The sequence below is a fragment of the Cohnella sp. OV330 genome, from assembly GCF_900112065.1.
Classification (GTDB): Bacteria; Bacillota; Bacilli; order Paenibacillales; family Paenibacillaceae; genus Cohnella.
This window is the reverse complement of sequence record NZ_FOKE01000004.1, coordinates 552,038-576,149: the sequence shown is the minus strand read 5'-3', so window position 1 is coordinate 576,149 and position 24,112 is coordinate 552,038. Positions and strand designations below refer to the sequence as shown.

22 protein-coding genes and 1 pseudogene are annotated in these 24,112 nt (G+C 62.5%); 20 read left to right on the top strand and 3 right to left on the bottom strand.

Going from position 1 to position 24,112, the window contains the following annotated elements; translation table 11 throughout:
• The first annotated feature begins 97 nt into the window (after positions 1 to 97).
• The 4 genes and pseudogenes from BM235_RS12560 to BM235_RS12545 form a co-directional block, all read left to right on the top strand.
• A complete protein-coding gene (locus BM235_RS12560; RefSeq protein ID WP_090113338.1) occupies positions 98 to 2,170 on the top strand; it encodes a beta-galactosidase in 2,073 nt (690 codons plus the stop codon).
• 163 nt (positions 2,171 to 2,333) lie between these two features.
• Complete coding sequence (locus BM235_RS12555) at positions 2,334 to 3,443, top strand: glucuronyl esterase domain-containing protein (RefSeq protein WP_090113610.1); 1,110 nt, start codon at positions 2,334 to 2,336, stop codon at positions 3,441 to 3,443.
• A gap of 302 nt (positions 3,444 to 3,745) precedes the next feature.
• Positions 3,746 to 5,173 (top strand): FAD/NAD(P)-binding protein, encoded by a 1,428-nt coding sequence (locus BM235_RS12550; protein ID WP_090113336.1) that lies wholly within the window; start codon positions 3,746 to 3,748, stop codon positions 5,171 to 5,173.
• Between the two features lie 46 nt (positions 5,174 to 5,219).
• Positions 5,220 to 5,516 (top strand): annotated as a pseudogene (locus BM235_RS12545) (tRNA-dihydrouridine synthase); the annotation flags it as partial.
• A gap of 316 nt (positions 5,517 to 5,832) precedes the next feature.
• Here BM235_RS12545 and BM235_RS12540 read toward each other — a convergent pair.
• Positions 5,833 to 6,717, bottom strand: coding sequence for an AraC family transcriptional regulator (locus BM235_RS12540; protein WP_090113332.1), 885 nt, complete (start codon positions 6,715 to 6,717; stop codon positions 5,833 to 5,835).
• A gap of 149 nt (positions 6,718 to 6,866) precedes the next feature.
• Between BM235_RS12540 and BM235_RS12535 the strand changes: the two genes are divergently transcribed.
• The 3 genes from BM235_RS12535 to BM235_RS12525 are packed head-to-tail and all read left to right on the top strand — an operon-like array spanning position 6,867 to position 9,896.
• Entirely contained in the window at positions 6,867 to 7,625 is a 759-nt protein-coding gene (locus BM235_RS12535) for a sugar phosphate isomerase/epimerase family protein (protein WP_090113330.1), read from the top strand.
• A 31-nt stretch (positions 7,626 to 7,656) separates the two neighbouring features.
• Complete coding sequence (locus BM235_RS12530; RefSeq protein WP_090113328.1) at positions 7,657 to 8,820, top strand: Gfo/Idh/MocA family protein; 1,164 nt, start codon at positions 7,657 to 7,659, stop codon at positions 8,818 to 8,820.
• A gap of 23 nt (positions 8,821 to 8,843) precedes the next feature.
• Positions 8,844 to 9,896: a Gfo/Idh/MocA family protein gene (locus BM235_RS12525; protein WP_090113608.1), complete on the top strand. Its 1,053-nt coding sequence runs from the start codon at positions 8,844 to 8,846 to the stop codon at positions 9,894 to 9,896.
• 90 nt (positions 9,897 to 9,986) lie between these two features.
• Here BM235_RS12525 and BM235_RS12520 read toward each other — a convergent pair whose 3' ends face one another.
• Positions 9,987 to 10,352, bottom strand: coding sequence for a hypothetical protein (locus BM235_RS12520; protein WP_090113326.1), 366 nt, complete (start codon positions 10,350 to 10,352; stop codon positions 9,987 to 9,989).
• Positions 10,353 to 10,519: 167 nt separating this feature from the next.
• Here BM235_RS12520 and BM235_RS12515 point away from each other — a divergent pair, with 167 nt between their 5' ends.
• The 11 genes from BM235_RS12515 (at position 10,520) to BM235_RS12465 (ending at position 20,682) form a co-directional block, all read left to right on the top strand.
• Positions 10,520 to 11,425, top strand: a complete 906-nt coding sequence (locus BM235_RS12515; RefSeq protein ID WP_090113325.1) for a LysR family transcriptional regulator — start codon at positions 10,520 to 10,522, stop codon at positions 11,423 to 11,425.
• A 187-nt stretch (positions 11,426 to 11,612) separates the two neighbouring features.
• Entirely contained in the window at positions 11,613 to 12,515 is a 903-nt protein-coding gene (locus tag BM235_RS12510; protein ID WP_090113323.1) for a transporter substrate-binding domain-containing protein, read from the top strand.
• A 21-nt stretch (positions 12,516 to 12,536) separates the two neighbouring features.
• Positions 12,537 to 13,319 carry an amino acid ABC transporter permease gene (locus BM235_RS12505; protein ID WP_090113321.1) on the top strand — a complete coding sequence of 261 codons (783 nt, stop codon included), beginning with the start codon at positions 12,537 to 12,539 and terminating at the stop codon, positions 13,317 to 13,319.
• Complete coding sequence (locus BM235_RS12500) at positions 13,316 to 14,026, top strand: amino acid ABC transporter permease (RefSeq protein WP_090113319.1); 711 nt, start codon at positions 13,316 to 13,318, stop codon at positions 14,024 to 14,026. Before BM235_RS12505 ends, BM235_RS12500 begins: the two co-directional genes overlap by 4 nt.
• On the top strand, positions 14,023 to 14,775 hold the full coding sequence (locus BM235_RS12495) for an amino acid ABC transporter ATP-binding protein (RefSeq protein WP_090113316.1): 753 nt from the start codon (positions 14,023 to 14,025) through the stop codon (positions 14,773 to 14,775). The genes BM235_RS12500 and BM235_RS12495 overlap by 4 nt, the downstream gene beginning before the upstream one ends.
• Positions 14,776 to 14,795: 20 nt before the next feature.
• Positions 14,796 to 15,815 carry an LLM class flavin-dependent oxidoreductase gene (locus BM235_RS12490; protein WP_090113314.1) on the top strand — a complete coding sequence of 340 codons (1,020 nt, stop codon included), beginning with the start codon at positions 14,796 to 14,798 and terminating at the stop codon, positions 15,813 to 15,815.
• Between the two features lie 70 nt (positions 15,816 to 15,885).
• Entirely contained in the window at positions 15,886 to 17,094 is a 1,209-nt protein-coding gene (locus BM235_RS12485; RefSeq protein ID WP_090113312.1) for an amidohydrolase, read from the top strand.
• Positions 17,091 to 18,254, top strand: a complete 1,164-nt coding sequence (gene solA, locus BM235_RS12480; RefSeq protein WP_090113310.1) for an N-methyl-L-tryptophan oxidase — start codon at positions 17,091 to 17,093, stop codon at positions 18,252 to 18,254. The genes BM235_RS12485 and solA overlap by 4 nt, the downstream gene beginning before the upstream one ends.
• Before the next feature lie 14 nt (positions 18,255 to 18,268).
• Complete coding sequence (locus tag BM235_RS12475) at positions 18,269 to 18,781, top strand: DinB family protein (RefSeq protein ID WP_090113309.1); 513 nt, start codon at positions 18,269 to 18,271, stop codon at positions 18,779 to 18,781.
• A 3-nt stretch (positions 18,782 to 18,784) separates the two neighbouring features.
• Positions 18,785 to 19,315: a GNAT family N-acetyltransferase gene (locus BM235_RS12470; protein WP_090113307.1), complete on the top strand. Its 531-nt coding sequence runs from the start codon at positions 18,785 to 18,787 to the stop codon at positions 19,313 to 19,315.
• A gap of 32 nt (positions 19,316 to 19,347) precedes the next feature.
• Complete coding sequence (locus BM235_RS12465) at positions 19,348 to 20,682, top strand: LLM class flavin-dependent oxidoreductase (RefSeq protein WP_090113305.1); 1,335 nt, start codon at positions 19,348 to 19,350, stop codon at positions 20,680 to 20,682.
• Positions 20,683 to 21,123: 441 nt separating this feature from the next.
• Here BM235_RS12465 and BM235_RS12460 read toward each other — a convergent pair whose 3' ends face one another.
• Positions 21,124 to 22,242, bottom strand: a complete 1,119-nt coding sequence (locus BM235_RS12460; RefSeq protein ID WP_090113304.1) for an iron-containing alcohol dehydrogenase family protein — start codon at positions 22,240 to 22,242, stop codon at positions 21,124 to 21,126.
• Positions 22,243 to 22,492: 250 nt separating this feature from the next.
• Between BM235_RS12460 and BM235_RS12455 the strand changes: the two genes are divergently transcribed.
• Both BM235_RS12455 and BM235_RS12450 read left to right on the top strand, forming a co-directional pair.
• Positions 22,493 to 23,545, top strand: a complete 1,053-nt coding sequence (locus BM235_RS12455) for an FUSC family protein (RefSeq protein ID WP_255374357.1) — start codon at positions 22,493 to 22,495, stop codon at positions 23,543 to 23,545.
• Between the two features lie 109 nt (positions 23,546 to 23,654).
• Entirely contained in the window at positions 23,655 to 24,032 is a 378-nt protein-coding gene (locus tag BM235_RS12450) for a hypothetical protein (RefSeq protein ID WP_090113300.1), read from the top strand.
• Positions 24,033 to 24,112 lie beyond the last annotated feature (80 nt).

The following is a 24,112-nucleotide window of genomic DNA, read 5'->3' as shown; positions in this document are numbered from 1 at the left end:
AGCGATTATACCGATTGTACGCCTACAATCAGACTATAGTTTAGTTTTAAAGCGTTAGCAATGAGCGACAAGCACAAGTGCGAAGGAGCGAGACGAGATGGCGAAGCGATATGCGCCGGCGAGCGGCAAGATCAAGGGATTCATGCATGGCGCGGACTACAATCCGGATCAATGGCAGCATGATCCGAAGGTGCTCGAGGAGGACATCCGGCTGATGAAGCTGGCCGGCTGCAACGTGATGGCGGTCGGCATCTTCGCCTGGTCGGCGATCGAGCCGGAAGAAGGCAGATTCGAATTCCACTGGCTGGACCGCGTGCTGGAACGGTTCGAGGCGAACGGCATCTTCGCCTGGCTCGCGACGCCGAGCGGCGCCCGGCCGGCATGGATGTCCGAGCGCTACCCCGAAGTGCTGAGAGTGAACGCCGAACGCGTGCGCAACCTGCACGGCTTTCGCCACAACCACTGCTACAGCTCGCCGGTATATCGGGAAAAGACGGCGATCATGAACGGCAAGCTGGCGGAGCGGTACGCCGGGCATCCGGCGGTCGTCGGCTGGCATATCTCCAACGAATACGGCGGAGATTGCCATTGCGACTATTGCCAGGAAGCGTTCCGCGACTGGCTGAAGGCCGAATACGGGACGCTGGAAGCGTTGAACGCCGCCTGGTGGACGTCCTTCTGGGCGCACACGTATACGAGCTGGTCCCAGATCGAGTCGCCGTCGCCGCGGGGGGAGAACATGGTGCACGCGCAAAATCTCGACTGGCGGCGCTTCGTGACCGCGCGTACGGTCGACTTCTGCGCCCACGAGATCGCGGCGGTGCGTCCGTACAACCCCGAGCTGCCCGTCACGACCAATCTGATGGAGGGCTACGAAGGACTGGATTACCGCAAGTTCGCCGACATCTTGGACGTCGTCTCCTGGGACGCCTATCCGAAGTGGCACGGCGCGCGGGACGACATCGAAGTCGCGGCTTGGTTCGCGTACAATCACGATCTGTTCCGCTCGCTCAAGGACAAGCCGTTCCTGCTTATGGAGAGCACGCCGAGCATGACCAACTGGCAGCCGATCAGCAAGCTGAAAAAGCCTGGTATGCACAAGCTGGCTTCCTTGCAGGCCGTCGCCCATGGCTCCGATTCGGTGCAGTACTTCCAGTGGCGCAAAAGCCGCGGCTCGAGCGAAAAGCTGCACGGCGCGGTCGTCGACCATGTCGGGCACGAGCATACGCGCGTTTTCGCCGATGTGGCGGACCTGGGCGAGACGCTGAAGCGAATCGCGGACGCGGCGGGGACCGGCGTAAATGCCCGCGCCGCGCTTTTGACCGACTGGGACAACCGCTGGGCGGTCAACGATTCGCAAGGGCCGCGCAATGCGGGCGTTCATTACGAAGACACCTTGATGGAGCACTACCGCGCGCTGTGGTCGCTCGGCATTCAGGTGGACATCATCGGCTCCGAGGAAGAGCGGGATCTCTCCCGCTACGACCTGATCGCAGCCCCGATGATGTATCTGTGCCGCGCCTCTATAGGCGAACGCCTGGAGCGCTTCGTCGAGGCGGGGGGCACGCTCGTCGCTACCTACTGGAGCGGCGTCGTCGACGAGCATGACCTGTGCCATCTCGGCGGATTTCCCGGGCCGCTCCGCAGGACGCTCGGCATCTGGGCGGAGGAGATCGACTCGCTGTACGACGACGAACGCAACGCGCTCGTCCCGATCGAAGGCAACGCGCTCGGCTTAACGGAGACGTACGAGTCGCGCGAGTTGTGCGAGCTCGTGCATCTTGAAGGCGCGACGGCGCTGGCGACGTATCGCGACGACTTTTACGCCGGTCGCCCTGCGCTCACGGTCAACTCCCTTGGCCGAGGCAGCGCTTTTTACCTCGCGACCCGGGCCGACGCCGCGCTGCTTGACGCGCTGTACGCCAAGCTCGCAGGCAGGCTGGCACTGCCGAGGGCGATCGCGGCGGATCTGCCGCGCGGCGTGACGGCGCATGTCCGCACGGACGGCGAATCGGATTATGTGTTCGTGGAAAATTACAGCGGCGCGAGCCAACGCGTCAAGCTGGACGGCCGGGCTTACCAGGACGCCGAGACCGGGGAGCCGATAACGGGCGACGAGCTCAGCCTGGCGCAGAACGGCGTGCGCGTGCTGATCCGGGCCACCGAATAAAATACGAATCGCGACCGCTTCCCTTTTTTTGGGGGAAGCGGTTTTAATTTGCCCGAAGAAAGCGCTATTATAAAATGGCAAATGAATCGTCGGTTCTATTACTGAAGCAATATCGGGGCCTCGTACCGGTTTACACATTCTGGAGAGGATGGAGAAGGACGATATGACGGATGAGCGCGGGTTACCGGATGTTCTCAAGGGATTAAACGGGAACGCGATCAAGACGGTCGAGGAGTGGCATAACACGAGGCGACCCGAAATTTTGGAATTGTTCCGCACGTACGTATACGGCAGAGAACCGGTCGATCGGCCGGCATCCCAGATTTTTGAGACCGTCGTCACGCCGGGCACGATGAACGGCGCCGCAGTCCGCAAGCAGGTCGAGATTCGCTTCGAAGGCCCGGGAGGGACGGGGAAGATCCGCCTGGTGCTTTTCGTCCCGAGCGAGGGAAAAGGGCCTTATCCTTCCTTCTTGTTTCTCAACAATCGGGGAGTCACGGAGTTGGATCCGGAGCGGCGCGCCATCTCCATGTTCTGGCCCGCGGAGCGGATCGTCGCCCGGGGATACGCGGCGGCCGCGCTCGACCTCGAGGATGCGGATCCGGACGTCGACGAGGGCCATCGCAACGGGGTGCACGGCATCTTCGACGAATACGACGGCGAACGCCCGAAGGATGCTTGGGCTACGATCGCAGCCTGGGCATGGGCGGCGCGCCGCGCAATGGATTATTTGGCGACGGACCCGGACCTCGATGCCGGCCGGGTCGCCGTCGCGGGGCATTCCAGGGGCGGCAAAACCGCGCTCTGGGCCGGGGCCCTGGACGAGCGCTTCGCGCTGGTCGTGAGCAACGAATCCGGCAGCACGGGGGCCGCGCTGTCGAGAGGCAAGCGCGGCGAGACGATCCAAGCGATCAACGAGCGGTTCCCGCACTGGTTCAACGGCAATTATAAATCCTTCAACGGCCGCGAGGAGGCGCTGCCCGTCGACCAGCACATGCTGCTCGCGGCGATCGCGCCGCGCTCCGTGTACGTAGCGAGCGCCGTGCAGGACGAGTGGGCGGATCCCGCATCGGAGTTCGCGTCGCTTATAGAGGCCTCCCCGGCGTACCGGCTGTACGGCTATAAGGGTTTGGGGGATGCAAGTTTCCCGGCGCCGGAATCGCCGCTGTTCGGAGAGCGGATGGGCTATCATCTGCGCAGCGGCGGCCACGACCTGACGGCGTACGATTGGGATCGGTTCATGGACTTTGCGGATGCAGGCGCGTTGAAGTGATTCTTAGAAGTTCCGAGGCCATACGGCGCGTTATAGATACGGCACCTGAACGGGCTAATCCCGTCCCGGGTGTCGTTTTCTTTGCATCGGCCTCGACGCGGACATGCTGTCTCGGTGCATTGCTCGTGATCGCGTACAATGCGTCAAACGAAATTTAGCGATCCTTACAATCCTTGTCGCTCCGCACTGTCCATCGCCAGCCGAAGACGCTAAGATAGGAATAAGCTAACAAGAGATGTTTGCAATAGTGACATAATCGGCGATCCAGATCCATTCGTTCGCCTAGGAAAGGGAGGATCCCGATGAGCCTTGAAGCGTTGAACGAGCGCGTGAAAACCGATCTTGCCTATCTGGCGTTCGGCGGAGCGACCTGGGTCCGTCCGATGGCGCATCCGGAAGGCCACGTCTACGACGCGGTCATCGTCGGCGGCGGGCAGAGCGGATTAGGGATCGCTTTCGGCCTCTTGCGCGAGCGGATCTATAATATTCTGATCGTCGACGAGAATCCCGAAGGCGCGGAAGGCCCGTGGGAGACGTATGCCCGGATGATGACGCTGCGGACGCCCAAGCATCTCACCTCGATCGATCTGGGCGTGCCGTCGCTGACGTTCCGTTCCTGGTGGGAAGCGCAGTTTGGTGCTGAGGGCTGGGAGCGGATCGACAAAATTCCGCGCGGCGACTGGATGAACTACCTGCGCTGGTACCGCAAGACGCTGAATCTGCCCGTCGTCAACGAGACGAAGCTGAAGCTAGTGGAGCCTGCGGGCGAAGGGCTCCATCGTCTGCATCTCGAAGGCGCGGGCGCGCCATCGCCTGCGGTGCTCGCCCGCAAGGTCGTGCTGGCCACGGGCATCCAGGGCGGCGGCGAATGGCATGTGCCGCCGATGATCGCGGACAGCCTGCCGCCGCATCTCTACGCGCATACGTCGCAGGCGATCGACTTCGCGGCGCTTCGCGGCAAAAAGATCGCCGTGCTCGGCGGCGGCGCATCCGCCTTCGACAATGCCAACTTCGCGCTCGGCGCAGGCGTTGCCGAGGCGCATGTATTCGTCCGCCGCCGGGCGCTGCCGCGCGTCAACCCGATCCGCCAGATGGAGGGCTCGGGCATGATCGAGCGCTTCCCGGCGCTGCCGGACGCGGACAAATATGCGGTCATCTCGCACTTTTTCAAGTTTAACCAGCCGCCGACCAACGATACGTTCGAGCGCGCGAGCGCCTGGCCCGGCTTCGCGCTGCATCTCGGCGCGCCGTGGCTCGCGGTGCGGCCCGAAGGGGACGGCGCGATCGTGACGACGCCGCAGGGCGAGCATCGCTTCGACTTCCTCATCGTCAGCACCGGCCTGCTCACCGATCCGGCGCTGCGCCCCGAGCTCGCGCGCGTCGAGCGGCATATCGCCCGCTGGAGCGACCTGTACGCGGCGCCGGCCGAACTTGCGAGCCCGCTGCTGGACGCGCACCCCTACCTGACGCCTGGATTCGCCTTCACGAGCCGCGACGAAGCCGGCAAGGCGACGCTGCACGGACTTTTTACCTTTAACTATTCCGCGCTTATCAGCTGCGGCATCTCCGCTTCGGCGCTGTCCGGCATGAAGTACGGTATTCCGAGACTCGTCTCCGCGCTGGCCGACCAGCTGTTCCTTGACGACCGCGACGAGACGCTGGGCCGTTTTTACGCTTACGACGTTCAAGAATTCGTCGGCGAATGGCCGCGCCGATCCGTAGAAGCATAGGTGAAAGACGACCGCCTCGCCATCGTCATCGCAAGCATCTTATCCGCTAGGGACGGTAGCCGAGGCATTGCGCGCGCAATCGCTGGGCTTCGATTGCGTCGGCACCACTTTGCACGGTTATACGCTCCATACGGCAGGCGGCAAGCTCTACGCGGACGACTTTCGTTTCCTGCGGGAAGTCGTTCAGGCGGTCACGGCACCCGTCATCGCCGAAGGCAACGTGCTGACGCCGGAGATGCTGCAGCGCTGCCTCGAGCTCGGCGCCTATTCGACCGTCGTCGGCGGAGCCATCACACGGCCCAACGAGATTACGCGCAGATTCGTCGAAGCGATCCGTACCTGATGCGCAGCGAAGCATGTAAAAGCGGACCCGCATGAATTCGCGGGTCCGCTTTTCGCTTGCGCGAAGCCGGCTTCGGCGACAAGCTTGCCGGCAGAACGGCAGCTTTTCGCCGTTTTAACGATATCCCCTTCCAGCAGGCAACAGGCATTCCTCAGTCGTTTTAACGATATCCCCTTCCAATAGGAAATTGGCATTCCGCAGTCGTTTTAACGATATCCCCTTCGCGCAGGAGCGCCTCCGAGCAACCTAAACCGCTCGTCGCGGCGGGGCGCTATCGCAAGCGCTGCATCTCGTTCCTGACCGAAAGGGATACCGTTCAAACGCGCGCAATCGCGATGTCGTCCGCGGCCGCGCCGGCGGCTTGCTCGTCGCCGCCCATCTGCATGGTTCCGCGTTCGGTGGGCGCGTGCCCGTAAATATTGCGGTAGGCGCGAAAGAAGGAGGAATAATGGCCGAAGCCTGCGTTCAGGGACGCGGCGCTCGCGGTCTCGCCCTGCATCATGAGCTGCCTGGCGAGCGCGACGCGTTTATGGATGACGTAGTTGCCGACGGTCGTACCGGTCGCTTTGCGGAATATTTTGTTCAAATGATGCTTGCTGACGAAAAAGCGGGCGGACAGCTCGTCCAGGGAGATGTCTTCGGCGATATGGGCGTTCAGGTAGGCGATGATGCGCTCGACGGTCTGCCTCGGACGCTCCTCGCCTTCGGCGCGATGGATCGTACGGCTCATATGGAGCAGCTGAGACAGCAGCGCGCCGAGGCGAATCCGCAGCGACAGGTCCCGGATCTCGTCGCTCATCCCCGCGCAAGCCATGAGCTGCTCGAAAAAGTCGCGCATGCCGAACCGGTCGGCATGGGTCAAATAAATGTCATCCGGTCCGGCGGCTTCGCGAAACGGCGAAAGCAGCAAGGCGCGTTCCTCCAGAGACAGGATGGCCGGCTCGAAGTGGACCGCGTACCGTTCGTAAGGGCGGTCGCTCTCGACCTTCACGCCGTGAAACACGTTAGGGGAAATCAACAGCAGGCTGTGCGGCTGCGGCACGTAATCGACGCCTTCGACAAGATAGCTCGCTTCGCCTTCTACGAAGTAGAAGAGCTCGTAAAAGGGGTGGCAATGCAGCGCGTAAGCATCGGTTCTGCGTCGGTCCAGGCCATGGTGAAAGTAAACGGATTCGGTGTACAGCTGCGAAATGTTACCCATTTTTTCACCCCGTCCTCGCTAAGCGTCCATTCAACACCGCTATATTCGCAATGTCAGTCGTGCTTTTCACAATGGATGCGCGCTTCCGAATCACTATACTTAAAGGTATCACAAATCCGGCACGAATGACGAGGAGGAAGTCGTAACCGATGAAGTTGGGCGCTCAGCTGTACACCGTAAGATCCTATCTCCAGACGGAGACGGACATTCGCAGATCGCTTGAGAGGATTGCAAAAATCGGGTATACGTCGATCCAGGTGTCGGCGATGGGCAGCATCCCCCCGGAGACGCTGAGGCGCGTATGCGACGAGCTGGGCCTGACGATCGCGCTGACGCATGTAAGCGCTGACCGCCTGCTGAACGATACCGAGGCGCTCATCCGGGAGCACGAAATTCTGGGTTGCAAATATATCGGTCTCGGCGCGCTCGCCGAAAAGTACCGGACGACGGAATGGTACGAATATTTCGCCCGGGACTTCCGCAAGGCCGCGGCCGCGATCGCCGATTCCGGCAAGCTGTTCATGTATCACAACCACAACTTCGAATGGCAGAAAATCGGCGGCAAGCGGCTGATCGAGCGGCTGATCGAAGACTTCTCGCCGCAGGAGATGGGCATCACGCTCGACACGTACTGGGTACAAGCCGCAGGCGCGGACGTCTGCGAGTGGATCGCGAAGCTCGCCGACCGCATTCACTGCGTCCATCTCAAGGATATGGACGTTCGGGGCATGGAGCAGGTCATGGCGCCCGTCATGGCGGGCAACATGAACTTCCCCGCGATTCTGGAAGCGATCAAGCGGGCGGGCACGACCGAATATCTGCTGGTCGAACAGGATACGTGCGAGGGCAGTCCGTTCGATTGCCTGGAGACCAGCTATCGCAATCTCGCAGCGCTCGGATATCGCTGACAGCCAATACCGGACAAGGGAGCGTTTTTAGATGAAGCAGCTGAAGCTTGGCATCATCGGCATGGGGAACATGGGATCCTCGCATGCGAAAAATATAGCGGCGGGCGCCGTTCGGGACGTGTTGCTGGCCGCGGTGGCCGAGCGCGAACCGGATCGGCTCGAGCAGGCCAAAGCGTACCTGCCTGCGCAGACCGCGCTGTTCGATTCTCCGGAGGCGCTGATGGACAGCGGGCTGTGCGACGCCGTGTTGATCGCGACGCCGCACTACGAGCATCCGGAACTTGCGATCAAGGCGTTCGAGCGCGGCCTGCACGTGCTGTGCGAGAAGCCTGCGGGCGTCTACGCCAAGCAGGTGCGGGAGATGAACGAACGGGCTGCGGCGAGCGGCGTCGTGTTCGCGATGATGTTCAACCAGCGGACGAACCCCGTATATCGCAAAATGCACGAGCTGGTGAACGGCGGCGAGCTTGGCGCCGTCAAGCGCGTCAACTGGATCATTACGGATTGGTACCGGACGCAGGTTTACTATGATTCGGGCAGTTGGCGGGCGACCTGGGCCGGCGAAGGCGGCGGGGTGCTGCTCAACCAATGTCCGCACAACCTCGACCTGCTCCAATGGATTTGCGGCATGCCGAGCCGCGTGCGCGCCTTTTGCCATAACGGGAAATGGCACGATATCGAGGTCGAGGACGACGTCACCGCGTATCTCGAGTTCGAGAACGGCGCGACCGGCGTTTTCGTGACGAGCACGGCGGATTGCCCGGGCACGAACCGGCTCGAGATCACGCTCGAGTGGGGCAAGCTCGTCTGCGAGCATGACAAGCTGACGCTTTACAAGCTCGACCGCAACGAGCGCGAATTCTGCTTCGACAAAAACGTCGGCGGCTTCGAGCGCCCGTCCTGGACGGCGAGCGAGATTGCCGCCGAGGGAGAAAATCCGCAGCATCTCGGCGTCATCGCCGCCTTCGCGGGACGCATCCTGAACGGCACGCCGCTTACGGCGGACGGCGCGGAGGGAATTCGCAGCCTCGAGCTGTCCAACGCGATGCATCTGTCCAGCTGGCTCGAGCGAACGGTCGACATGCCGCCGGACGAGGACTTGTTCCTCGCGGAGCTGAACAAGCGCGCAGCCGCATCGCGGCATAAGACGGGGACCGGCGCAGTCTTCAGTACGGAAGGGAGCTACGGATCGTGAGCGATACGCAAAAAAGCGACGGCATGAATTATGCGCCGAAGGGAAAACCGAGTCCTGTCGTCTCGCCGGGCGAGTTCGCGTTCGCGGCGATGTCGCTCGACCATGGCCATATTTACGGCATGGCGAACGGATTGACGGAGGCCGGCGCGACGCTGAAGTGGGCGTACGACCGCGACCGGGAGAAGGCCGAGCGCTTCGCAAAGTCTTTCCCGGGGGTCAGGATCGCGGATAACGAATCCGAAATCTTAGACGATCCGGAGATCCGGCTCGTCGCGGCGGCGGCGGTGCCTTCCGAGCGGTGCGCGCTGGGCTTGCGCGTCATGGACGCCGGCAAGGACTACTTCACGGACAAGTCGCCGTTCACGACGCTGGCGCAGCTTGCGTCCGCGCGGCGGAAAGCGGCGGAGACGGGCCGCAAGTACATGGTTTATTACAGCGAGCGCATCCATTCGGAAGCGGGCGTCTACGCGGGACAGCTCGTTCGGGACGGCGCGATCGGACGCGTGCTCCAGGTGATCGGGCTCGGTCCGCATCGGCTGAACGCGGCTTCGCGGCCGGAGTGGTTTTTTCAAAAAGAAAAGTACGGCGGCATCCTGTGCGACATCGGCAGCCATCAGATCGAGCAATTTCTTTATTACGCCGGCTGCGCCGACGCGAAGGTGCTGCACAGCAAGGTGTCGAATTACGCGAATCCGGCATATCCGGAGCTGGAGGATTTCGGAGATGCGACGCTCGTCGGAGAAAACGGGGCCACGCAGTACTTCCGCGTCGACTGGCTGACGCCGGACGGCCTCGGCACGTGGGGGGACGGCCGCACGACGATTCTCGGCACCGAGGGCTACATCGAGCTCCGTAAATACGTCGATATCGCGCGCGACAGGTCCGGCGACCATGTGTACTTGGTCAACCGGGACGGGGAATTCCACGAAGCGGTAGGCGGCAAGGTCGGCTTTCCGTTTTTCGGCGAGCTGATCCTGGATTGCATCCATCGGACCGAGCGGGCGATGACGCAGGCGCATGCCTTCAAGGCGGCGGAGCTCTGCCTGGTCGCGCAGGACCAAGCGATTCGCGTCTGATTTTTTATCGGCTTCGTCCTCATAAATGAAGCGGTCCGCCCCTTTAACAGGGGAAAGGACCGCTTCTTCTTTTTTGCGCGGAAGAGCTTGTCAGACGACCAAAAATCCCGGCGGCAAGCAGCCCGTACGGCGTATCATTCTGACTTGCTCGGCCTTCAAACAATAGCTCGAGATGATCAGAGAACCGGGACCTCGTCCGCCGAATAAGGACTTCAGATCCGGGATGTTCGTCGTGCCGCGGTAAATGCGGAAGTGCCCCTGGAAGTTCGCCCGGCTGAAAAGCACGAGCGTCGCTTCTTTACTCGGAGCGTAGAAGCGAAGGCTGCCAAGGTGACTGTACAGGCGGTCCAAATTGCGAAGCGCCCGGTTGCCCCGCCATACGTAACGGCACCCGCAGTAGTTTTTCTTGCTGTAGAGCCAGAGTCTCGGGTAGAGCTGAGAGATCGTTGCGCGCATCGGCGATTCCACCTCCTTCCCTCCCGATAGGATATGACGGCGGCGGACAGGCCGACTGGGGATAAGCAGCGTGCCGAACGTCTATTTTCGATGATTTAAGCTTGACAGCGAGCTGCATATCAAACTAATATTACCTGCAAACACGGAATAATAAGGAGGGAAATGAATTGAATATCGAAAATATCGAAGCCTTCGTGCATGTCCTCCATTACGGCAGCTTTAACAAGGCGGCGGAAGCGCTTTTTCTGTCGCAGCCATCCGTTACGGCGCGCATCCAATCGCTTGAGCGCGAGCTGGACTGCCAGCTGTTCGACCGCGTCGGCAAGCAGGTGCTGCTGACGAACAAAGGCAAGCTGTTCAGGCCCTACGCTGAACAGCTGCTCGATACGTACCGCAAAGGCAAGCAGCAGGTCAGGCAGACGCAAGCCGCCAAGGAAGAGGTGCGGATCGGGTGTACCGTCTCCGCCGCCCAATATTTGCTCCCGCTGATCCTCCCCGCGTTCAGGAGACGTCACCCTTCGCTGCGGCTGAAGCTGACGACGGCGACGTCCGAGGAGATCGGCGCACGCGTGCTGGCCAAGGAGCTCGACATCGGCTTCGTCCGTAAATTCAATCATCCCGGCCTGAATTCCGCCGTCCTGTACGAGGATCCGATCCGGCTTTACGTCCACCGCGAGCACGCGCTGGCGTCCAACCCGCAGCCTCGAATCGAAGATCTGTCCCTCGAGCCGCTCCTCTTCTTCGAATGCGGCGCGCTCGATTGGCTTCGCATTCACCGCGTGTTCGAGAGCCAGGGGCTGCTGCCGAATCTCATCTTGCAGACGGACAACGCCGAGACGGCCAAGCGCCTGCTGCTTCAACAGGAAGGCATCTGCTTCCTGCCGGGCATGAGCGTCCGCCGCGAAGAACGCGAAGGGACGCTCGTCCCGATCGGCTTCCCGGAGACCGCGGGGATCGGTCTTATGACCAGCCTCATCAACGGACAAGGGGAAAACGAGGCGTTCGCGCGCTCGCTGAAAGAGATCGCAAACCAGGTTTTGTCGGGCTCGGACCCCGCTTATCGGATTGTGTGATTCGCATATAGAACTTATCTATTAAAAACCGTATTGACGCGCTTCAAGCAAGCGTGTAGATTATTGAACATATAATCCTTACTAAACGGGTAAGAATTATAAACTATTAATTAACGGACGAATCGACCCGACATCCGGAGATCGTCGTGACATGCAGCAGAACACGAGAAAAGGGTGGAGGATTAATATGAAAAACAGATTATGGACGGGCGCGGCAAGCTTGGTATTAACGGCAACGGTAGCGGTGACGGCGGGCTGCGGCAACAAAAACGACAACGGCGCCGCGGCAGCGACGAGCGCCGCATCGGCAACTTCGAAGGCATCGGCGTCGGCTCCGGCCTCCGCATCGGCCAGTACGGCTCCGGACGGCGAAGTCAAGAAGATCGTCGTCGGCACAGGCACGCAGTTCCCGAAGGTCGCGTTCCTGGACGACAAAGGGAAGCTGACGGGATTCGACGTCGAGCTCGTGAAGAAGATCGACGAGCGTTTGCCCGGCTATGAATTCGAGCTTCAGACGATGGACTTCAGCAACCTGCTGCTGAGCCTGGAAACGAAAAAAATCGACTTCGTCGCTCACGAAATGGAAAAAAATCCGGAGCGCGAACAAAAATACCTGTTCAACAAAGAGGCGTACGCGCATTGGCGCAACAAGATCATCGTTGCCAAGGACAACGATACGATCAAATCGCTCAACGATCTCGTAGGCAAAAAGGTGCTCACGGGCGCGACGAGCGCCGAAGCGCAAATTCTCGAGAACTACAACAAGGACCATGACAAGAAGATCAATATCGTCTATCAAAGCGGCGCGGCGAACGATACCGTCAGCCAAGTCGCCACGGGTCGCGTGGACGCGATCATCGGCGCCGACTTCACGCTCTCCCTCATCGATCCCGAGAGCAAGCTGAAGACGGTCGGAGACGATCTCAGCGAAGCCGACATCCTGTTCGTCTTCCGCAAGAACGAACCGGAATCGCAGCAGCTCGCCGACGACATCGACGGCGCGATCAAGGAACTCAAGGCAGACGGCACGCTCGGCAGTCTCAGCAAAGAATGGCTGGGTCAGGACTTCACGGCCAACCTCTCCAAGTAGCGTATGAAAGGGTGAAAGCCGATGGGAACATCCGTCGATGTCTCCTACGTATTCGAGTATTTTGTCCGGCTGCTGCCTTCCGTGGGGATCACGCTGAAGATCGTGGTTTTCTCGCTCCTGATCGGTTCGGCGGTCGGCATGCTCGTCGCCCTTCCCCGTCTTTACCGGATCCCCGTGCTGCAGCGGCTGTCTCAGGTGTACGTGTCTTTTTTTCGGGGCACGCCGCTGCTTATCCAGCTGTTCCTGATCTATTACGGCCTGCCCGAGCTGCTGAAGCTGGTGGCGGTGGACGTGTCCCGGACGCCGGTGCTCGTCTTCGTCGTCACGGCCTACGCCCTGCATAGCGGCGCCTTCATCTCGGAGGCGATCCGTGCGGCCGTGGGCGCCGTGGACCGCGGTCAAGTCGAGGCCGGCTACGCGATCGGCATGACCGGCTTTCAAGCGTTCCGCCGCGTCGTGCTGCCGCAGGCGATCGCCGTAGCGATGCCGGTGCTCGGCAATCTCATCATCGCCAATTTGAAGGACACGTCGCTGGCGTTTTCCCTCGGCATCATGGAGCTGACGGGGAAGGCGCAGACGCTGCCGACGATGTCCCAACGCTTTTTCGAATCGTATCTGGCGCTTGCGCTTCTGTACTTCATCCTGAGCTTCGTGCTTGAAAAGCTGCTCTACCGGCTGGAAAGGCGACTGCTCCGCCATGAGGCGACGGACGGCGCTGCTCCATCCAGGGTGCGCCGCCGCCGCGTCAAAGACGGCGATGCAAGCGGCAGGCTCAATCTGACCGAAGAGGGGGCGCTGCGATGAAGCTAGATCCGGCATTCATCTGGGAAGCCTTTATCAAGCTGCTCGCCGCGATCCCGACGACGCTCGAGATTACCGCCGTATCTGTCGGATGCGGCTTCGTCATCGGCATCGTCACCGCGCTGGCCCGCATTTACCGGGTGCCCGTCCTTCGGGAGATCTCATCCGCTTACGTCACGTTCATTCGCGGCACGCCGATGCTGACCCACCTGCTCATGGTCATGTTCGGCCTGCCGATCGCCATCGACGCGCTGTCCGGCGCGCTCGGACTTTCCTTCAGCTCCGTTCAAATTCCGATGATCGGCTTCGCGTACGTCGCGTTCTCGCTCACGGCCGGCGCTTATATGTCGGAGGTCGTCCGTTCGGGCCTGCTCGCCGTGAACCGCGGCCAGATCGAAGCCGCATACGCGGTCGGCATGACGACCTGGCAGGCGCTTCGGCGGATCGTGTTCCCGCAGGCTTTCGCGTCCGCGCTGCCCAATCTGTCCAATTCATTGATCGGGATGCTGCACGGCTCGACGCTCGCCTTCACCGCTTCGGTCGTCGAGATCAACGCGAAGGCGCAGATCGTCGCATCGACCAACTGGAAGTTTTTCGAATCGTATATCGCGGCCGCGCTGATCTTCTGGGGGCTAACGATCGTCATCGAACGGTTGACGGCGCTGCTCGAGAAGCGGGTCGCCCGCTATGACAGAGGAGGGGTCGCATGATTGCCTTGAAGGAGATTCGCAAGTCGTTCGGCCGTCACGAAGTGCTGAAGGGCATCGATCTCGAGGTCGAAAAAGGCGAGGTCGTCGCTATCTTGGGACCGAGCGGCTCCGGCAAGACGACGCTGCTGCGCTGCATCAACTACTTGGAGCGTCCGGGCAGCGGGCGCATTCAAATCGGCGACGTCGCGGTCGATTGCGGCCACCCGTCCAAAAAGGAAATTCATCGCCTTCGCGGACGCTCCGCCATGGTGTTTCAACAATATCATCTGTTCCGCCACAAGACGGCGCTGCAGAACGTCATGGAAGGGCTCATCGTCGTGCAAAACGTGCCGAAGGAGGAGGCGCGGAAGCGCAGCGTAGAGCTGCTCGAAAAGGTCGGCCTCGGCGCTAAGCTCGACGCTTATCCGAGCCAGCTGTCCGGCGGACAGCAGCAGCGGGTCGGCATCGCCAGGGCGCTGGCGCTCAATCCGGACGTCATTTTGTTCGACGAGCCGACGTCGGCGCTCGATCCCGAGCTGGTCGGCGAGGTGCTCGCCGTCATCCGCAAGATCGCCCGCGAGGGCATCACGATGATCATCGTCACGCACGAGATGGCGTTCGCGCAGGAAGTGGCGAGCCGCATCGTGTTCATGGACGACGGCGCCGTCATCGAGGAAGGCGCGGCGTCCGAATTTTTCCGATCGCCGCGGGAGGAGCGCACAAGGCAGTTTCTGCGCCGCATGACCCCCGAGGCCGTCTATAACATCTAATTCGAACGGAGCTGGGACCTATGGCCTTATCCCTTGGCATCTTGGACCAAAGCATTGTTTTCCCCGGACGCACGCCGTCCGAGGCGCTGCATGGCACGATCCGGCTGGCGCAGCTTGCCGAGGAACTCGGCTACGACCGGTTTTGGGTCGCCGAGCATCACGATTCGCCCACGGTGGCCGGCTCGTCGCCCGAAGTGTTGATCTCCCATTTGCTCGCCCGCACCTCGAAGATCCGCGTCGGTTCCGGAGGCGTCATGTTGCAGCATTACAGCCCGTACAAGGTCGCAGAGAACTTCAACGTGCTCGCGACGCTCTCGCCGGGCCGGGTAGAGCTGGGCATCGGGCGCGCCCCGGGCGGTCTTCCGCGGTCGACGCGCGCGCTGCAAGGCGAAGCCGGCCAGTCCGCGGACCTGGAGAGCAAGCTCGGCGAGCTCGAGCAGTTCCTGAGCGGTCCGGCGGGCGAAGCGCATCCGCTCGCAGGCGTCCAGGCGAACCCGCTGCCCGCAGCTCCGGCGGCCATCCATCTGCTCGGCACGAGCGTGTCGAGCGCCGAGCTGGCGGCGAAGCGCGGGTATCCTTACGCGTTCGCGCTGTTCATCAACAACGACCCGGCCACGGCCGCGCGCGCCTTCGAAACGTACCGTACGAATTTCGATTACAGTACGGGCCGACAGCCCAGGGCGATCCTCGCCTTGTCGGTCATCGCCTCGGACACCGAATCTGAGGCGGCGGAGCTCGCCGGCGAGTTCAAAAACGTGCGCGTCACGCTGGCGAGCGGCAAAACCGTCAACGTCGGCACGCTCGAGCAGGCCGAGGAGTTCGCCCGGCAAGCCGGCGAGACGTTCACGGCGGAGGTGCGCGACGCGGACATTACCCGCGGCACAAAGGAGCAGGTTCGCGAGCGCCTGCTGGAGCTGGCGGAGACGTACGGCGTGAGCGAGCTGCTGTTCACGACGATTTTGGCGGACTTCGAGAAGCGCGAGCGCTCGATCCGATTGATCAAGGAAGCGTTCGAGGAGCTGCCAGTCGGCGTCGACTGAGCGCGGGAGCGAAAGGCGCTGACGCCAGTCGCACGAATGCGCGACCGCAGGAGCGAAGGAGGGACACGAGATGAGTCTACAGGCAGAGGAGCCGCTCGTTCGGCGGCTGATCGAAATCCGGCGCCGGCTGCACGCCAATCCGGAGCTGTCCGGCGAAGAGTTCGAGACGACCGCGGCGATTCGCGAGTGGCTCGGGCAGGAAGGCATCCGAATCGCGGATTATCCGCTGAAGACCGGTCTCGTCGCCGAGATCGGCGGCTTGCGGGAAGGCCCGATCGTCGCGCTGCGCGCGGATATCGACGCGCTGCCGATCCAGGAGGAGACAGGACTCCCGTTCGCCTCGCGGCGGCCGGGCGCGATGCATGCGTGCGGACACGATTTTCATACGGCGGCGCTCATCGGCGCGGCCGTGCTGCTGAAGCGCCGGGAAGCGGAGCTGCCCGGCACGGTGCGCCTGCTGTTCCAGCCGGCGGAGGAAAAGGCGAAGGGCGCCGCGCAAGTGATCGAGAGCGGCGCGCTGTCTGGCGTGGCCGCGGTGTTCGGCCTGCACAACAAACCGGATCTGCCGGTCGGGACGATCGGCATCCGGTCCGGCCCGATCATGGCCGCCGCGGACGGCTTCGCGGTCGAAGTCGACGGGAAGGGGACGCATGCCGCGGTGCCGGAGGCGGGGCTTGATCCGCTCATTACGGCCGCGCACATGCTGACGGCGCTGCAGAGCATCGTCAGCCGCAACGTCAGCTCGCTCGACAGCGCCGTCGTCAGCGTCACCCGGCTCAGCGCCGGTACGTCCTGGAACGTCATACCCGAAAAGGCGATCTTCGACGGGACGATCCGCACCTTCGACGAAGGCGTCCGCGCCGAGGTGCGCCGCCGCTTCGAGCAGGTGGTGGACGGCGTGGCGGCCGCCTTCGGCACGACGGCGCGCACGCGCTGGACCGGCGGGCCGCCGCCGGTCGTCAACGACCCGCGCTGGGCGCATTCGGCGGCGATAGCCGCCAAGCGGGCGGGACTCGCGGTCGTGGAGCCGAAGCCTTCGCCGGCGGGCGAGGACTTCGCGCTTTACCTGAAGGAAGCGCCGGGCGCTTTCGTCTTTCTGGGCACGAACGGTCCGCGCGAATGGCATCATCCCGCCTTCGACGTCGACGAGTCCGCGCTTCCGCACGCCGCCGCCTATCTCGCGTCCGTGGCGCTTCAAGCGCTGGCGGAACTGTCCGGCGAAAAGTCTGCCGGATCCGAGCCGGATGAGGCGCATGCCGAAGCGGTGACGCGGGCATGAGCGGCGTTCGCGTATACGACGTCATCGTCGTCGGCGCCGGCTCGATGGGAATGAGCGCCGGCTATCATCTAGCCGCTCGCGGCCTGAAGACGCTCCTCATCGACGCGTTCGATCCGCCCCACACGGGCGGAAGCCATCATGGCGAACCCCGGCTGATCCGTCATGTGTATCACGGAGGCCCGCATTATGTCAGGCTTGCGCTTCGTTCCGACGCGCTCTGGCGGGAGCTGGAGGACCGGACGGGCGAACGGCTGCTCGAACGGTCGGGCGTCCTGAACGTGAGCGATCCGGACGCCTACGCATACGACGGCCGTTTCGCCGACGCCGATCGCGAGGGCGTTCGCTATGAGTCGCTGGACGCGCCGGAGATAACGCGGAGATGGCCGGGATGGAACGTGCCGGCGCACTACCGCGGGCTGTACGAGCCGGACGCCGGCTATTTGTACAGCGAGCGCTGCGTTGCCGCGTATCGGCGCGAAGCGTTGACGGCGGGCGCGGAGCTGCTGACGGAAACGGCCGTCCTTGGCATCGAAGCGCGACGCGGCGGCGGTCTTACGGTTAAAACGAGCCGCGGCGAATTCGCGGCCGGCAAGGCGATCGTCACCGCAGGCGCATGGTTCAAATCGCTGGAACCGAGCGTGAAGCTGCCGGTCCGGGCGGTCCGCAAGGTCGTCGGCTGGTTCGAAGCCGACGAGCGGTTCTACGGAGCAGGTCATCTGCCCGGCTTCACGTTCGGCGGACCTTCGGGCGGCTACTACGGCTTCCCGAGCATCGGCGGCGCCGGCGTCAAGATCGGCCGCCACGACGGCGGCCGTCCCTGGCAGCCCGGCGAACGCTTCGAGCCCTTCGGCGCGTATCCGGAGGACGAAGCCGACCTGCGGACGGCGCTCCGGGAATTTCTCCCCGGCGCCGAAGGCCGCCTGATCCACGGCGCGGCATGCAAATACGAGCTGTCCCCGGACGACCAGTTCATCATCGACGCTCATCCGGAGCTTCCCGGCGTACTTCTTGCCGGCGGCTTCTCGGGCCACGGCTTCAAGTTCGCGAGCGCGAACGGCGAGGCTTTGGCCGAGTGGACCGAATCCGGCATTCCCCCGCAAGACCTTCTGCCGTTCTCGCTCTCCCGTTTCCCGTCGGCAACCGCCGTTTCAACCCCATAAGGAGGTCGTATTGAATGAGCAATCATAACGCCGATATCGACGCGTTTTCGAATACTTACGATTGGCTGACGGACGCCGTCCGCGGATTGGACGTATCCGCGCTGACCTGGAAGCCCGGCCCCGGCAAATGGAGCGCCACCGAAGTGCTCGTCCATCTGGCGGACCATCTGATCGTCGTGTCCTTCCGCATTCGCGAGATTTTGTCCGGCTCTCAGGTTCGCCTGCCCGCATTTAGCCAAGACCCTTGGGTCGAAGGCCAATACGGCAACGAGGCGGAAGCATCCGACGTACTCGAGGGCTTCCGCTCGCTGGTCGCTTACAACGCGCGCCTGCTGCATCGGCTGTCTCCCGCGGATTGGGAAAAAGAGGCGATCAACGCCAAGGGCGACCGGGTGACGCTCGCCGACGTCGTGCGGGGGTTCGCGGCGCATGCGAAGCATCATCTCGGCCAGATCGACAGGATCAAGGCCGCCGAGGCCGCCGCTAGCGGGCGAGAGACGTCGGCTGCCGCGCGAGAGGGGGCTTAACGCATGGCGCAAGCTCACGTTCAAGTCCGCGACGCCGAAGACCGCGACCGCGAAGCCATCCGGGAAGTGCTGCTCGCGGCTTACGGCGAATACGAGGGCACGATGCCCGAGGAACGCTGGATCGAATACAAAAACAATATCGCGGCTTCCGTCGACGCACCCGGACCGTTCGCCCGACTGGTGGCCGAATGGGAAGGCAGGCTCGTCGGCAGCGCGGTGTTGTTCGACTCCTCGATCGTCGCATACGGACGCGACCTTGGCATCGAATCCCCGATCATCCGCCTGATCGCCGTGAGCCCCGAAGCCCGCGGCCAAGGCGTCGCCACCGCGCTGCTCCGCGAGTCCGCGATTCGCGCCAAGGCGCACGGCGGCGATACGCTGCACCTTCACACCTCCGACCTCATGGCTTCCGCCGTCCGCCTCTACGAACGCCTTGGCTTCGAACGCGCCTTCGACAAAGACATTTACAACGGCGACATCCTCGTCAAGAGCTACCGGCTCCATCTGAACGACGCCGCGCTGCTGAAGATATAATCCCGATCCCCCATATTAAAGGAGGCAATACTATGAGCGCACGCAAAAAGCTGAAATTCGGCGCCATCATCCACGGCGTCGGCGGCAACATCTCGGCCTGGAGACACCCTGAAATTCCGTCAGACGCGAGCGTCAGTCTCCCATTCTACGTCCAGGCCGCACAGAAGGCGGAGGAAGGCCTGTTCGACCTCGTCTTTATCGCCGACGGCCTTTATATCAACGAAAAGTCCATCCCTCACTTCCTGAACCGTTTCGAGCCGATTACGATTCTATCCGCGCTCGCGGCCGTCACGAAGAAGATCGGGCTCGTCGGCACGCTGTCCTCGTCCTACAGCGAGCCGTTCACGGTAGCGCGCCAGTTCGGCTCGCTCGACCAGATTAGCGGCGGCCGCGCAGGCTGGAACGTGGTGACCTCTCCGCTCGAAGGCTCCGCGCGCAACTACGGGAAAACGGAGCATCCGACTCATGACGAGCGCTACCAGATCGCGGAAGAATATTTGGCGGTGACGAAGGGGCTCTGGGATTCGTGGGAAGACGACGCGTTCGTGCGCGACAAGGCATCCGGCGTGTTCTTCGATCCTTCCAAGCTGCACAGGCTGAATCATAAGGGCAAGTATTTTTCCGTCGAGGGACCGCTCAACGTCGCCCGTTCGAAACAGGGTCAGCCGGTCATCTTCCAGGCAGGATCCTCGGAGAGCGGCAAAAACCTGGCGGCCAAGGAAGCCGACGCCGTCTTCACCGGGCAAGAAAATCTGCAGGAGGCGAAGGCGTTTTACAAAGACGTCAAAGACCGCGCGGTCGCCTTCGGCCGTTCGCGCGACGACATCGTTATCCTGCCGGGCATCGGGCCGATCATCGGCCGCACGCAGGAGGAGGCGGAGCGCAAGTACGAGGAGATCGCCAATCTCGTATCGATCGAAAAAGCGCTGGATTACCTCGGCCGGTTTTTCGAGCATCACGATTTCTCCCAATACCCGCTTGACGAGCCGTTCCCGGATATCGGCGACCTCGGCAGCAACAGCTTCCGCAGCGGCACGGACAAGATCAAGAAGGACGCGCGCGAGCAGGGGCTCACGCTCCGCCAAGTGGCGCTTCGCGCGGCCACGCCCCGCGGCCAATTCATCGGCACGCCGGAGCGGATCGCGGACCAGATCCAGCAGTGGCACGAGGAAGAGGCCGCCGACGGTTTCATCATCCACTCGACGTTCCCGAGCGGCCTGAACGACTTCGTCGCGCATGTGGTGCCGATCCTGCAAGAGCGCGGCATCTACCGCACGGAATACGAAGCAGACACGCTTCGCGGCAATCTCGGCGTACCGATCCCGGCCAACCGTTATACGTTGGCTAAGGCGTCGGTTGAGGTGTAAAGCTCGATAGATCGAGAAAAACGGAACGAAGCAGCGCGATCGCACTGCTTCGTTCCGTTTTTTTGCGTGCGTTTAACGGGTCGAGACGCTGGTACTATGGGACGATACCGACATCGGGTTGAACCGCAAAAGCCGCCACTGGGGAGGTTGCGGAGCAAGGAAACGCTGATGGAGACTACTTTGTGTGATTAGGTCGACAGTTGGTGCGAAGAGATTCTGACGGAGACTACTTTGTGTGATTAAGCCGACAGTTGGTGCGAAGAGACGCTGACGAAGACTACTTTGCATGATTAGACCGACTGTTGGTGCAAAGAGACGCTGACGGAGACTACTTTGCATGATTAGGCCGACAGTTAGTGCAAAGAGACGCTGACGAAGACTACTTTGCATGATTAGACCGACTGTTGGTGCAAAGAGACGCTGACGGAGACGCCAATGCCGTCAAATCGCGGGCGGCACCGCGGACGCGAGCCGGGCGGCTCGCCGGCCGATGATGTCGGCCTGGACGATCGCTTCCGCCAGCAGCCGCTCGCTGACCGGGAACGCCAGCCCTTCGGCAGTGTCGGCGTCGAAGGGCACGTATGCGGCGATTCGGGCGGCGTTATCGGAGGCGGCGCCGGCGAAACCGAGCTCCGCGAGCGTGATCGGCAGCTCGAGCTGGAGATAGAAGCCCGCCCAGTAGGCGGCTTCCTCGTACTGACCTTCCAGCGCCAGCTGCGCAAGCAGGCCGAAGGCCACCTTTTCGCCGTGCAGCGTGCCCCTTGTCTCGGGAAACCACGTCAACGCGTCGTGGATCGCATGGGCGAACGCCGCGCGCCTGCCGTCTCCGGAGATGCTCCCGACGAGACCGGCCAGCAGGAAGATCGCGTCGACGACGTCGGGAAAGGCCGGATGCCGCTTATCCTTTTCGGCATCCCGGTAGACGGCGACCGCTTCGCGCTTCAGCACTTCGAGCGCAAGAAGGGACGTATGCCAGCCGATTCGTCCGTCGAGCCGGCCGTATGTTCCATACGAGACATTGATGCGCGTTTCGTACCACAGCACCACGGTGTCGGCGATGCCCGCCGACAAATACCGAAGAGGCGCCGCGGCGAGCAAGTCGGCGTCCGCCAGCACGAGCGCAGGCGAACCGCTCAGCGGCCGGAGGCCTGCGACTCTGCCTGCGTCGTCGTACAGCACGGTCAAAGCCGACCAGGCCGCGCACGTGGCGGGGACGGTCGGGATCGTGACGACCGGCAGGCCGAGCCGCTCTCCGACGGCCTTGCTCAGGTCAAGCGCGCTGCCGCCGCCGGCGCCGACGACAAGCTCGGCGCCGAACGCTGCGGCTTTCTCCGCATAAATATCGATTTTCGGGGCGGTGCAGTACCCTTCGAACGGATAATGGGCGAACGCGATGCCGTCGTCGTAAAATCGTCCGAGCAGCCCTTCGGACACGCTGCGCCAGGCCGTATGGCCGGCGATGACGACTGCCTTTTTCCCGGCATAAGGCGCCCATGGAGCCGCATCCCGAAGCGCGCCGGGCCGGTTCCAGTATTGCGCCGGCGTTTGGATCTGAATCATCCGACATTCCTCCTTTGCCTATTAAAAAGGGACCGGCGGCCCGGCGAGCGCTAAACGCATCGCAGAGATTTCCGGTCCCCGGCGATCCGGTAGACGTTTTTAAAACAAAGTAATATAGTTGGAATAATAGGTTATATTTTGAGTATAGGTCGATGCCGCTACCATGTCAACGGAGCCGCCCATAGATATTTCCGATCGATGCGGCATGGTTGTTATAATAAGGGTATAGAAGGTAAGGGAAGTGAACGGGATGATACGGGACGCGCTCCTGTGGCTGCGCAAGCTGGGCCTCGATTTGCAATCGGTCAAAACGGCGTTGGCGTGCGGCTTGTCGTGGGTGCTGGCGGAAGCGGTCATGCCGCATTCCTATCCGTACTTCGCGCCGATCGCCGCCATCCTCACGCTTCAGGTGACGGTGGCCGACTCCATCCAGAAGGGATTGTACCGGATCGTCGGCATCGTCGTCGGCATCGGGATCAGCCTGCTGGCCGGCCAATGGCTGAGCGTGAACGCATGGACGGTAGCCTTGGTCGTGCTGGCCGGCCTGGCGGTGTCGAACGCGATGCGACTCAACGCGCAGATCGGCGCGCAGATCGGCGTCTCGGCGCTGCTCGTGCTGGCCTTCGGCAATGCGAACGGCTATGCGGCCTACCGGATCCTGGAGACGCTGCTCGGCTCGGGCGTCGCCGTCGCCGTCAATCTCGCGCTCGTGCCGCGCGATACGACGCGCGAAGCGCTGAACGCGGCGTCGGGTCTCGGCAAAAGGATCGCGGCGGTGCTGCGGGATTATGACGAAGCGGTACGCGGGAAGCGGCGCCCGTCGCAGGTGCTCGAGGAGGCGCGGGGACTGCTGCTGCTCATCCAAAGAGGCAACGAAGCGACCGCGCTCGCGCGGCAGAGCTTGAAGTTCGTGCCGCTCGGACGCATGCGCCGCGAACGGGTCGAGCGCGTCTCGGCCGCGATGGAGCGGCTGGAGCATCTGTCGGTGCAGGCGCGGGGCATCGCTAGAAGCTTGATCGAGCTGGACGAAGCCGGACTGCAGGTCCCGGAGCTCGTCCCGGCGTTTGCGGCGGCGGCGGACTGCGTCGACCGCTTCGCGGACACGGTCACGGACCCGTCGCCGGAGGCGCTGGACAAGCTGCGGGAAGCGACCGAACGGGCAAGAAACGTACAGCTTGAGAGCCTTGGACAGAGCATGGCGGGCGCGGATCCCGAGCGGCTTAAGCTGATCGGCAGCGTATACGCGGATCTCGGCCGAATGCTCACGGAGGTGGTTCGGACGGAGGAAAGTGGGAACGCTTGACGAAATTAACTGTAACCATTATAATAACAGTATAGCCGAAGCCGATACAGAAGAAGGCGATACAGATACCGGCATTCAGGCTTATACCTAAGAACAGGCGGTGATTTGCATGCGATTTGAAATGGGAGAATGGGTGGCCGGCAGGACCAGTCAAGGTGAACTGATACAAGGCTTCGTCAATTCGATTCTGTCGATGCAAGGCGCCGCAGGCATATACGTCACCGCCTCGGATCGCGTCGAAGCGATCGGCACGGAGATCGCGGTGCCTGTCGGCTCGCTGCGGTCGCTGCCGCAGACGACGAAGTACAATGAAGAGCAGCTTCGCAACCTGATCGACGTGTCGCTGGCGATTCGCGATACGACGTGGTTCGGCGAACTGACGAGCGAGCTGGCTAGCCTTCAGACGGCTGCCGGCGAGCGCAGGTCCTCCGAGACGGACGTTCCGGTCGCGTGGCGCAACCGGCTCGGCCTGATCGCCCACGAGTAAGCGCGCCGTGCGCGCCTGCACGCAGCAGACCCCCTGACCGTCCATGAAGACGGCAGGGGGTCTGTTTGCTTGCGGCCTGG